Below are 10129 nucleotides of genomic sequence, written 5' to 3' on the forward strand. Positions count from 1 at the left end.
TCTGTTTGGTTATCTACTATAAAGCGATTAACGGGAAAAGCCTATGCTGCAATGGTCAGAAATCGATACCGTGTTATTGGATATGGACGGTACCCTGCTGGATCTGCATTTTGACAATTATTTCTGGCAGGTACATTTACCGGAGCGCTGGGCCGCCATTACCGGGATCAGCCCCGCTGAAGCCAGTGCCGAACTGATGGCCGAATACAGCAAGCTGCAGGGCAAACTGGAGTGGTACTGTCTGGATTACTGGGGGAAACGGCTGCAACTGCCGATCACTGAGCTTAAGCGGGAGATTATCGACAAGATCCGGATGCGTGATGATGTGCCGGAGTTTTTAACCGCGCTAAAAGCCAGTGGCCGCCATATCGCCCTGGTTACCAATGCACACCCTGACAGTTTGTCACTGAAACTGGAACGCACCGATCTGGCCAGATATATTGAGCAGTTAATTTCTACCCATGAATTTGGCGTCACCAAAGAAAGTCAGCAACTGTGGCATAAACTGCAGCACCGGCTCGGGTTTGATCCTGAGCGCACGCTCTTTGTCGATGACAGCCTGCCTATTCTGGAAGCGGCGCGTGAATTTGGCATCAAACATTTGCTCGGCGTGGCTAACCCGGACAGCCAAAAGCCAGGCAATCATTATCATGGCTTTAGCATGGTCACCGACTATCGCAGCCTGCTGGGCGATATCTACCAGAGCCGTGGTGTTCTGCCGGCCTCAGCCGGCTGATATTGATACGAAAACCAGCTGAACCCAAATCTATGTAAGATAACAACGATGACACCACAGAGTAAGTTATTTACTACTAATCAACAAAATCCGGTTGGTTTACCAGGCGCCAATGTTTGAACATAAATGCAGATAAAGCGCTCTGGATCAGCGTATGGCATGGGGTGTTATGTGGCTATTATGTACCGGATTAACAGCCACCATCTTCCAGCAGGGAAAAAGCAGCGTTCGCACCGAATGCCGCCTGCCCCTACCTGAAAAGCAGAAAATGAGATTGTAAAAGAGTAAAAGCAGTAACAAGTTGGCTAAAGCTACCTACTTTTTACTGCTGGTAGCTAGGGTGTGCTCAAAAATAAGGCAAAAACTAGCGACTTCAACCGGACATCCATATGCGAACGGTATGAACGGGACGGCGGCACAATATTACTTTGCTGGTGACAGCTCAGACGCTACATCTGTTAGTTCCGAAAAGTTCATACATTCGGTTGCTATCTCTTTAAACTCTTCCAGTTCGATATTATAAAAAGACGCTATCGACTGTTCCTTAATCACATAAGTCCATCTATGGACGCTCTTTATTTCAGCCCCCATAAGAATACGTTCAGTTTTAATAAGATAGATTCCGATTTTAAAATCGTTCACTTTAAAACTACTAATCAGTTCCATATATCCGGCACCATCTTCACGGGAGTGGTGCTCAAAATCTGTAGCTGTAAATGGTTCATTGTAAAAATTTATGGCTCTGAACTTTTCATTCAGATTTTGTGGATCGCGCTGAAAACGGCCAGCCAAAAATTCATATTCTGAATTAATCAACCAGTTACACCCCATAAATTCATACTTCGTGACTTCGCCATTGTCCCCAAAACTGCAGGATGAAATAAAAAGTAACGTGACAACAAAAATAATTTTCTTCATATTTTACTTTCCAATCCATATATCGTCTAAGTGACAGTTGTTACCGACCATATGCACTATACCGATGGACAACAAACTGGCCACTAACGCGGCCAGAAGAGCAGTTTTACCTATTGACTCCGAGAAGGCTCATATGTGTTAACTCGATTTCTTACGGTTTCATCTGAAAAATAAAGCTTCTTGGTCCGTATTTCGGTTACCCGACTACTATGTTCCAGATTAACAGCCACCGTTTTTCTAACAGAGGAAAACAGCACTTACCCGTATGCGAACGGTATGAACTGGACAGCTAATTTGTGGGCAAATATTCGTGTTCTTGCCCTCGAGCTAATAATGGAAAATCAATCACCGCTACAATATCGAAGATATGAATCCACCTGTTTTGAAACTTCATGCCGTTCGGGCGGGTAATATCTTTTGACAATCTCCCACCTTTTCTCAGTAGCGGGAACACTTCTTAAAATTAATAGATTTGGAATTAACCACGCGACTGGTGCCTTTTCCGTCTTGAAAGGTTGAAAAGGATCGACACCGTTTATCAACAAGTAGTTTGCAAGAGCTTCAGATTTGGCTAAGAATTCTTTATCGTCAACGGCCGCAACATTAAATGCCTCTGCAAGCAAATAGGTTCCAAACTCAGTCAATAGTTGCTCATCTATCAAATGTTGATTGGCCGGATACGCATAGATAAACATAGGTCCATCAACCCCATAGTAATCATAAAAGCTCCGAGGATACAGATCTCTTTCTGCAACACAATCTTTCATTTCAACATCAGAAAGCAAACCAATATCACAATATCGGGCAGTTATTGGCGCTGCGAACCTCGAAAAATCAATTTGCTCACAGTACTTTTGACTACATCCTTGTAGCAAGACAAACATTATCAAATAACGCATTTATTTCCCCTTTACTGGAATAACCTCTGTATAGCCGTTCCGCGGATTCACGACAAATCGGAACTTAGGCTCTGGCAGCTCGGGTGGGCGCATAGATGCAATCATGAAAATTCGCCCCCAACCTGCTGGCCCTTTCACTGCGTTAGATCCGATATCCCAACCCTTTTCTGCTGCCTCAACAAATGTTCCACTTATCTGACCAGACAGATACCTCAAATGAATACTTCTGAAATCATCCGCCATCTGATGAGTAATTATTGACATATCCATATTATGAACGCCGACAAGCTCGGGATACCGCTCTCTGACTGCATCCCAATTCTCAGATTTCCTCCACTTATTAAGCTCAGCCCTTCTGGAATTTGCGTCTTCAGCAATCTGTTTAGCTGCACGCTCCAACCGCCTGACTGTGGCATCATCATTCAATAACCTGGAAAACGCGCCCGTTACAGCACCATTAGCAAATTTACCACCGGCGATACTGGATGCAGTGCCACCTATCATGGCTGCAATCACGGCATTGTGCGTTCGGTCGCCAATTGTAGAGGCCCCCTCAACAAACAAGTTATCACCACCGGCCCAACTGGCAGCCTGTGTAAAGCCTGCCGCTGCAAAGCCATGCCCGAATTTACCTCCTTGCAACACACTGCCCATTCCCCCGACAGCACCATGGGCAATTACTTTACCAAAGCCGGCATTCATACTGTGCAAATGACCGAACATGCCTCCCGTAAAAGCGCCAACCAACGCCCCTTTTAAAGAGCCTGTGGATACCGCCCCAGCTACAAAGCCAGTAATAGCACCTACTGTCGCAGCGCTCAGTCCCTTCATAATCGCTAAATGTGGCATATACACCGCTATGGCAATAGCCGCTATAGTCCGCCAATGCTTCTTAATCGACTTAAATATATACCCACTAGGATCGGTATAACTCAGCGGATTATTCAGTACATAACTATAGCGGTTAAAGTTCTGGCTGTTGGACGGCGACTGCACGAACGGATCGGCTTGTAAGAAGCGGCCAATATGGCTATCGTAAATCCTACCGCCCATATGCACTATGCTGGCATGGTCTACCTGTAAATGCCCGGTAAAGCCCCTGCTGGTTTTGTTCAGTATCGAGGCCAGGCTTAACGCCACCGGGACATGGGCGGCCGTATACACCTGCCGCCTTTTACCAAAGGCATCAAAACTCAGTTTTTCCAGCAGCTGGCCGGCAGCATTGGTTATCACATCGACACTGCCCAAATGGTCGGTGTACACATAGCTGGTATGCAAGGTGTTGCCGCTACGCTCTACAATGGCATTGGCAAAGGTGCGGAGGAAGCGCCGTTCACTGCCCTCAATTATCAGCTCTACCCCACCATGCTGATAAAAGATTTTGGTGCTGCCCTGCTCGGTTACATACCGCTTAACCAGATTACGACTGCCATCGTAAGTGTAAAAACTGTCACCCGGTGAGCTGTTATTAGCGACATCGGTGTTATAGCTACGAATTCGGCTGGGTTTGCCGATAGCACCATAATCAATTTGCCGCACCAAAGTACCATCACTATACTGATGCGTTTGATTTCCCATCGTATCATAACAATAACTTTGGGTGCCGATTTGGCTTACCGCCCTTGGCCCGGCTGTCCGGTTGCACTGGTTGGGCCGTATGCCGTATAGTCGTACGTTGCGAATGGGATAACAAAGATTACCTTGGGCAACGATCTATCTTCCGATGATCTAAGCCTCCACCTTGGGTAAATGGCCCAATTACTTCCTCTAAAAATGCTTGGACCGCCGGACTGTGTTGCTCACCACGCAACTTAAGTAACACAAGCATAGCTTCATCCTGATGTAGCCCCCTCAGTGCCTTTATCGCATTTTGTGCCAATCCATCTTGCTCATGCCGGACAATATTAACAAAATAATCAATGTCACTTGTAGTACCAACCTGACCTAATGTCCGAATCACATCAACTTTCAAACCTACATCCTGTGTATCTTTATATTGGATAGCATAATCACGCAATTTTACTTTGGAGATATTTATAGGGCAGCCCCATGCTTTCTCAGCATTTGCCAGATGAAAAGCCACATCTAAACGGAAGCTCGCCTCACTCATCAGTTTATAACGATCATGATTGTAAAGTGGGTGCTCTTGTCGCCACAACCGTTCCAGCTCCTGCACAAACAGCCAGCGTATTTGCTCATTAGCACTTGCCACAGCCTTATCACGGTGCAAGCCATTTTTGAAATGTAAATAGTGCTCATATAATGTTAATTTGCGTGGAAACCAAGCTGATTTGCGCCAGTCGTTATACTCATTAAGTGCATTCTGTAAGTTCACCAGCTCAAAACTATCGGCCCGGCTTAAACTTGAAAATGCCAGCAACATATAAATCAACAATAAACGCATACAGTCCTCACTTTCTGAATTCATTTAGTTGTTGGCGCTCGTCGTGTAAAACGCCACTGTGTGTCAGTGCTAATAGCCGTTCTCGTGACTGTTGTCGAAGACATCGGCACTGAGAAGTCGATTGTACGGCCAAGCAATGGTGAATACGCTGTATAGTTCCGCGTCCAAGTCGTTTCTGTTCCATGAACACGATACACAGTTAAAGTATCTTTGATAAGGCGAGTGTGGTACCACTTGGCTTCTATTCCTGGCCCAATAGGCATTCCCATTGGGCCTCTTAAAGCGGGCAACTGCCCTTCAACCGTAAAATTAATCTCTCCCGGAAAGTCAAACCTAAACTTAGCATCAGAGGCCCACTCATAGTCTAGGTAATCAATTAATTTTTCTTCATGACCCGTATCACGCCATTCGGGAATTGCACTTTTCGAGTAATGATTATACAACGCCTGAAAGGCACCGGTTATCGCCCCATTAGCAAACTTACCGCCCGCAATTTTTGATGCAGTACCACCAATAACGGCAGAGGTAAAAGTACCTGTAACTACATCATTGCCGAGCCGGTCATTTAACGGAGTACCTATTGCTTTGGTATAGCCTGCTGCAAAGAACCCATGCCCAAACTTACCACCTTGCAAACTAGAAGCTACACCACCCGCTACCGCATGTGCCGTTATCTGGCTGGCTATTTGCCCTGACGTTAACATATTGCCACCAAACTCCGTCAAGCCTTGCACTTTATTCAACTCGTTTGCTGCTGCTAGCTTACTAAAGTGCTGCCCTATCTGATGGAAAGCGGCTCCGGTAAATGCACCAACCAATGCGCCTTTAAGGCTTCCCGATGCAATACCTCCGAGTACAAAGCCTGACGCTGCGGCATTCAACAGATTGGCAGTAGCCCACCCCTGAAATCCTGGCACAAACAACATCGCCACACTTAAGAAAGGCGCAAACTTACCCAATGCTTTGTTCAACTTCTTAAACAAATACCCACTAGGATCGGTATAACTCAGCGGATTATTCAGCACATAACTATAGCGGTTAAAGTTCTGGCTGTTGCTCGGGCTTTGTACGAATGGGTCGGCTTGCAGGAACCTTCCTATGTGTGAATCGTAAATACGCCCGCCCATATGCACTATGCTGGCATGGTCTACCTGTAAATGCCCGGTAAAGCCCCTGCTGGTTTTGTTCAGTATCGAGGCCAGGCTTAACGCCACCGGGACATGGGCGGCCGTATACACCTGCCGCCTTTTACCAAAGGCATCAAAACTCAGTTTTTCCAGCAGCTGGCCCAAGGCATTGGTTATCACATCGACACTGCCCAAATGGTCGGTGTACACATAGCTGGTATGCAGGGCGTTACCGCTACGCTCCACAATGGCATTGGCAAAGGTGCGGCGGTAACGCCGGTTAGTGCCTTCTTTTATCAGCTCTACCCCGCCTTGCTGATGAAAGGTTTGGATCAGCACCATGCTCTAAAGCAAGCTTCAAAAACTCGAGATTTTCATTTTGTGCAGCAAAAAACATCACTGACATACCATCATAAAAAATAGCGTTTGGATCTTCCCCAAGTTCTAATAAACGCCAAAATCCATGAATGTTATTTTGCTTGATGGGCCAATATAAAGGCGTTACACCAAGCTCCCCCCCGAGCATTCACATCCGCACCCTGCGCCACTTTCTGCTCTATTTGCGCGATTCGACCACGACCAGCAGCATCAGCCAATGCACAGCTTATTTCATCTGGAAACATATGCCTTAATGGGACTCGACTAACAAATTCATAGCGCGAGCTAGCACGCATCGCTCTTTACTTAGAATCCATTCGTTTTATCACCTCACTCGATTCAGGTAGTGCAGGTTGCGAAGGTATGGTATTCGCGCAGCTAAGCAACAGCGCGGCGCTGATATAAACAAACAGGGACATGCTATGCTTCATCATATTCCCTCCTTAACAGGCATTGGCTGCACGCCGACAACAGCTACTACTCAGGAAACTCCACACCTTGCGTTTTGAGCCAGTCCACCACTTTTTCATATTGCCGCATTTGCTCAGTGCCTGGCAACATGGTGCGCCTCGTGTTAAGGAGTGTATCTATAAATCCATAGCTGCGGTAGCGACCCGAGCCTTCTACCTGGACGGTATAATCCGCTCCACGAACCAACAAGGCATAAGTCACATCAAACCGTAGATTCGTCGTAAAGAATAATGGTGTCTTTCCATCGCGAGTTTTGGCATTGATATCCGCACCGGCTTCAAGCAACAGATCAATGGCCTCCACAGCGTTGGCGTTATGAAGCGCCGCATGCATCAACGGTGTTTCACCGATAAACCGGGTCACTATCTCTCCGTGCTCCCGAGAGGTACGCTTCCCACCCGATACCAAGTTAGGATCTGCTCCGTGGTTCAACGCCAGTCGCAAAAATTCCAGATTATTCTCGGTGGCGGCGAAGTACATGATCGAGGTGCCGTCCTCAAAAATTACATTGGGATCGGCACCCAGTTCCAGAAGTTTTCTAAAACCCGCTACGTTTCCCCGCCGGATCGGCCAATACAGTGGCGTTGCGCCACTGGTACCTAGGGCATTCACGTCAACGCCCTGCGCTACCAGAGTTTCAATTTGCTGGATCCGCCCTCGACCAGCCGCATCGGCTAGTACCCGCGCCTGGTCATCAGGATACATGGTTCGTAGCGACATGCGACTGACCAGTTCCTGATTGGCCCGGCGATTCGCTTCTTTCTGCTTCATATCCATTCGTTTTATCACCTCATTTATTTCTGGCGATGCAGGTTGCGAAGGTATACTGCTTGCGCAACTAAGCAACAAAATTGCGCCGATTAAAACAAACCCTGTGATTCTATAATTCACTATATCCCTCCCAATTAACAGGCACTGGTTCGCCGACAGACATCGCTCATCATATGCCAGCCAGCCGGACCCAGCGATACTTTCTGCCCGTAAACCCTAGTAGGCGACAGGGCATTACCCAGGCGTAACGCGTCGGTAGAACTTCGATAGTGCTTGATGGATGCCCCAGCTGGCGAATGCCCCTTGATGGTGTTTGCATGCAAACCAGCAGCATTGAAGATGGTAGCGCTACCACCAACACGAATAGCCGAAGCCGCCGCTAGTCCACCACCCAATGAATGGCCAGTGAAGTGGATATTGCCACCTGTCCGAGCATGGTAGTCCGCCGCCAACCCCATGGCTGCACGGTACTGTTTACTCTCCAAACCAAATGCTTGCCGGAAGTTATCACCCCAGTCCGATAGAGTAGCTGTACCTCGGTAAGCCACTATGGTATGGCCGTCCGCGTTACCCCAAACACCGGCATAGAGGTTATCATGGGTCTCAAGAACTTGTAGTGTATATCCACCCACAGAATCGCCTTCAGCCAGATTTTCGTTATACATGGCGTTCGACAATTGCCCACTCGCGTTATCCAAGTCCGACAGCTCAGGGGCAGGCCGTGTATTAATCGCCTCACCCAAAGCTTGCGCAAAACCAGCCGCAAAGGCGCCATTGCCAAACTTACCGCCAGTCATCTTCGATACAGTGCCGCCTACTATCGCGCGGGCTATGGTACGGCCATAGGCGTTGTCAATCTTACCTATCCCGCCCGAGGCCAGGCTACTGACGCCTGCCGATATAAAGCCATGCGCAAATTTACCCCCACTCATCTTGGAGGCAAGCCCGCCCACAGCGCCATGCAATAGAAAGCCTGATAAACCTTTTGCTTGTATGCCGCCCATCCCAGCGGTGAAAGCACCGATTAAAGCACCTTGTAAACTGCCTGAAGCAATGTAACCAGACAAGGCACCAAGCACAATCACATTCACCCCAGGGATAAACATGACAGCAATGGAAGCTATCGTCCGCCAATGCTTCTTAATCGACTTAAACAAATACCCACTAGGATCCGTATAACTAAGCGGATTATTCAGCACATAACTGTAGCGGTTAAAGTTCTGGCTGTTGCTTGGGCTTTGTACGAACGGGTCGGCTTGTAAGAAGCGACCAATATGGCTGTCATAAATACGCCCGCCCATATGCACTATGCTGGCATGGTCTACCTGTAAATGCCCGGTAAAGCCCCTGCTGGTTTTGTTCAGTATCGAGGCCAGGCTTAATGCCACCGGGACATGGGCGGCCGTATACACCTGCCGCCTTTTACCAAAGGCATCAAAACTCAGTTTTTCCAGCAGCTGGCCCAAGGCATTGGTTATCACATCGACACTGCCCAAATGGTCGGTGTACACATAGCTGGTATGCAGGGTGTTACCGCTGCGCTCCACAATGGCATTGGCAAAGGTGCGGCGGTAACGCCGGTTAGTGCCTTCTTTTATCAGCTCTACCCCACCATGCTGATAAAAGGTTTGGGTGCGCCCTTGTTCTGTTACATGGCGTTTTACCAGGTTACGGCTGCCATCGTAAGTAAAGAAGCTGTCACCCGCTGTGCGGCCGCTTTCGGCCTCTGCGTTGTAGCTGCGGATACGGCTGGGTTTGCCGATGGCATTGTAGTCAATCTGCCGCACCAGGCTGCCGTTGCTGTATTGGTGCGTCTGGTTGCCCATCGCATCATAGCAATAGCTTTGGGTGCCGATTTGGCTTACAGCCCGCGGGCCCGGCGTGCGGCTGCACTGGTTGGGTTGGGTGGCGAAAAATCAATGGACCTGACCCTTTTGATTTGCGCACTTGCGTGCGCACAGGTTCGGTTACTCTATTGACTCCGAGAGACTAATGGGTGACCCTATTGATTGATATATATGAGGTTATGGCTGCATAATTACGATTAATTCAAACAAACGACCAACTCGATTGAAGTAGTAATTATAGATTACCACTTCAGCCATGAACTTTGATTTTCCCTTGATAAATACAATATCAGAGCCATCAACTTCGCTAATGCCAATATTCACATCACTCTGATCATGGTCAATACCAGCCGAAAATAACTTATAAGCCTCGGTTGGGCAAAATTCAGTGCGTTTTTTCACTACATCAAGCAAGCATTCTTCATAAAAACTCATGAATTCTTCACCTTTCAGCTCACTAAGAGTTATAGCTTTTACCTTGCCCGTCGCATAAAACATATGCAATGAATTGTTATCCAATAACTCTTTATCTATATCTCCGGATGGTATATGTAACAGGGCGAGATCGCGAACGTTTT

The 10129-nt window shown here is 47.6% G+C and carries 11 protein-coding genes; 2 read left to right on the forward strand and 9 right to left on the reverse strand.

The genetic code is table 11. The features are described 5' to 3' along the window. Positions 1-43: 43 nt before the first annotated feature. Complete coding sequence (gene yrfG, locus A9165_RS10690) at positions 44-736, forward strand: GMP/IMP nucleotidase (protein ID WP_008609652.1); 693 nt, start codon at positions 44-46, stop codon at positions 734-736. A gap of 423 nt (positions 737-1159) precedes the next feature. Here yrfG and A9165_RS10695 read toward each other — a convergent pair whose 3' ends face one another. The 3 genes from A9165_RS10695 to A9165_RS10705 form a co-directional block, all read right to left on the reverse strand. Beyond that, positions 1160-1654: a hypothetical protein gene (locus A9165_RS10695; protein WP_065955853.1), complete on the reverse strand. Its 495-nt coding sequence runs from the start codon at positions 1652-1654 to the stop codon at positions 1160-1162. Positions 1655-1995: 341 nt separating this feature from the next. Next, positions 1996-2553: a hypothetical protein gene (locus tag A9165_RS10700; RefSeq protein ID WP_065955854.1), complete on the reverse strand. Its 558-nt coding sequence runs from the start codon at positions 2551-2553 to the stop codon at positions 1996-1998. Continuing rightward, a complete protein-coding gene (locus A9165_RS10705; protein WP_176714613.1) occupies positions 2554-3831 on the reverse strand; it encodes an RHS repeat domain-containing protein in 1278 nt (425 codons plus the stop codon). Here A9165_RS10705 and A9165_RS16910 point away from each other — a divergent pair. Beyond that, a complete protein-coding gene (locus A9165_RS16910; protein ID WP_176714614.1) occupies positions 3826-4014 on the forward strand; it encodes a hypothetical protein in 189 nt (62 codons plus the stop codon). The genes A9165_RS10705 and A9165_RS16910 overlap by 6 nt on opposite strands. Positions 4015-4249: 235 nt before the next feature. On the opposite strand, the gene A9165_RS10710 is transcribed toward A9165_RS16910, so the two are convergent. The 6 genes from A9165_RS10710 to A9165_RS16915 all read right to left on the reverse strand — a co-directional run. Next, on the reverse strand, positions 4250-4957 hold the full coding sequence (locus A9165_RS10710; protein ID WP_141686151.1) for a hypothetical protein: 708 nt from the start codon (positions 4955-4957) through the stop codon (positions 4250-4252). 20 nt (positions 4958-4977) lie between these two features. Further along, a complete protein-coding gene (locus A9165_RS10715; RefSeq protein ID WP_083216266.1) occupies positions 4978-6426 on the reverse strand; it encodes an RHS repeat domain-containing protein in 1449 nt (482 codons plus the stop codon). Beyond that, positions 6365-6610 carry an ankyrin repeat domain-containing protein gene (locus tag A9165_RS16785; protein ID WP_141686152.1) on the reverse strand — a complete coding sequence of 82 codons (246 nt, stop codon included), beginning with the start codon at positions 6608-6610 and terminating at the stop codon, positions 6365-6367. Before A9165_RS16785 ends, A9165_RS10715 begins: the two co-directional genes overlap by 62 nt. Before the next feature lie 329 nt (positions 6611-6939). Then, positions 6940-7704 (reverse strand): ankyrin repeat domain-containing protein, encoded by a 765-nt coding sequence (locus tag A9165_RS10725; protein ID WP_176714615.1) that lies wholly within the window; start codon positions 7702-7704, stop codon positions 6940-6942. Between the two features lie 134 nt (positions 7705-7838). After that, a complete protein-coding gene (locus tag A9165_RS10730) occupies positions 7839-9530 on the reverse strand; it encodes an RHS repeat-associated core domain-containing protein (RefSeq protein ID WP_065955860.1) in 1692 nt (563 codons plus the stop codon). 198 nt (positions 9531-9728) lie between these two features. Continuing rightward, on the reverse strand, positions 9729-10129 hold a 401-nt coding region (locus A9165_RS16915; RefSeq protein ID WP_176714616.1), incomplete at its 5' end, for a hypothetical protein.

Source organism: Alishewanella sp. HH-ZS (genome assembly GCF_001704375.1).
GTDB lineage: Bacteria > Pseudomonadota > Gammaproteobacteria > Enterobacterales > Alteromonadaceae > Alishewanella > Alishewanella aestuarii.

Excerpts from the sequence above, each read along its gene's own strand:
- yrfG (WP_008609652.1), top strand. The coding sequence starts at position 44 with ATGCTGCAATGGTCAGAAATCGATACCGTGTTATTGGATATGGACGGT.
- A9165_RS10695 (WP_065955853.1), bottom strand. The coding sequence starts at position 1,654 with ATGAAGAAAATTATTTTTGTTGTCACGTTACTTTTTATTTCATCCTGC.
- A9165_RS10700 (WP_065955854.1), bottom strand. The coding sequence starts at position 2,553 with ATGCGTTATTTGATAATGTTTGTCTTGCTACAAGGATGTAGTCAAAAG.
- A9165_RS16910 (WP_176714614.1), top strand. The coding sequence starts at position 3,826 with ATGCAAGGTGTTGCCGCTACGCTCTACAATGGCATTGGCAAAGGTGCG.
- A9165_RS10710 (WP_141686151.1), bottom strand. The coding sequence starts at position 4,957 with ATGCGTTTATTGTTGATTTATATGTTGCTGGCATTTTCAAGTTTAAGC.
- A9165_RS10715 (WP_083216266.1), bottom strand. The coding sequence starts at position 6,426 with ATGGTGCTGATCCAAACCTTTCATCAGCAAGGCGGGGTAGAGCTGATA.
- A9165_RS16785 (WP_141686152.1), bottom strand. The coding sequence starts at position 6,610 with ATGCTCGGGGGGGAGCTTGGTGTAACGCCTTTATATTGGCCCATCAAG.
- A9165_RS10725 (WP_176714615.1), bottom strand. The coding sequence starts at position 7,704 with ATGAAGCAGAAAGAAGCGAATCGCCGGGCCAATCAGGAACTGGTCAGT.
- A9165_RS10730 (WP_065955860.1), bottom strand. The coding sequence starts at position 9,530 with ATGGGCAACCAGACGCACCAATACAGCAACGGCAGCCTGGTGCGGCAG.